Below are 489 nucleotides of genomic sequence, written 5' to 3'. Positions count from 1 at the left end.
TGCTCGCGCTCCCGGTCGCGCTCGTGCCGTTCAGCCCACGGGCGCGTCTCGTCGTCTCCCGGCTGGCGCTACCGATCTTCGGGCGGTACGTCGCCGAGTCGAGCCCGAAGCGACAGGAGCAGATCGAGCGGATGCGAGCCGCGTTCGTCGGCGAGAGCCACCGCGTGTTCGCCTCCCAGACGTTGTTAGTCGCGGCCGTCGCGGGCATCGCCGGAAGCGTCTACGGCGTCTATCTCGGGGCGCTGATACTGCGATCGCTCGCCGTCAGTCCCGAAGTGATCAGATCGACGCTCCCGGGGCCGCTGGGTTTTCTCGCGGCAATCGTCAACGTCCCGGACCTCTCGCTCCTCCAGTTGTTCGCGTTGCTGCTCGTTTCGAGTGCGACCGTCGGGACGGCACTCGCGGTCGGGACCTACTGGGGCCGCTGGACGTATCTCGATCAGCGTGCCCGCGCTCGCGGCATCGAGATCGACGCGAGCCTCCCGCGGA

Annotated in this window: 1 pseudogene; it reads left to right on the top strand. The window is 68.5% G+C overall.

Annotated elements, in window-relative coordinates:
- Positions 1-489, top strand: a pseudogene (locus DEQ92_RS23620) (secretion system protein); the annotation flags it as partial.

Source organism: Haloferax sp. Atlit-6N, assembly GCF_003383195.1.
GTDB lineage: Archaea > Halobacteriota > Halobacteria > Halobacteriales > Haloferacaceae > Haloferax > Haloferax gibbonsii.
This window is presented reverse-complemented; position numbering and strand designations above follow the sequence as displayed.